The 278-nt window shown below is 70.1% G+C and carries 1 protein-coding gene; it reads right to left on the bottom strand.

Translation table 11 applies throughout. From position 1 onward, the window contains the following. Positions 1-31 precede the first annotated feature (31 nt). Positions 32-278, bottom strand: a 247-nt coding sequence (locus C3E87_RS14455; RefSeq protein WP_076064213.1) for a YbjQ family protein, incomplete at its 5' end; no start/stop codon positions are given.

Genomic DNA, 278 nt, shown 5'->3' on the forward strand with positions numbered 1-278 from the left:
ACGGTGTCGCCGTCGTGTGGGCCTGACCCCTTTACTCCTGACGCAGCCGCACCGCGGTGCCGTAGGCCGCCAACTCGCTCACGGTGTCGCTGATCTTGCCGCCGTCGAAGCGCACTCCCACCACCGCGTCCGCCCCGGCCTCCTGCGCCTGTTGCACCAGGGCGCCGATGGCATCCTGCCGCGCGGAGGTGTTGATGAAGGCCATCTCGGGGTTGTGCGCCAGGTCCCGCGGGCGGGTGGCGATGCCGATGACAATCCCGAGGCTCGCCACGATCTCC

This window comes from Tessaracoccus sp. ZS01 (genome assembly GCF_022342445.1).
In the GTDB taxonomy this organism is placed as follows: Bacteria; Actinomycetota; Actinomycetes; order Propionibacteriales; family Propionibacteriaceae; genus Arachnia.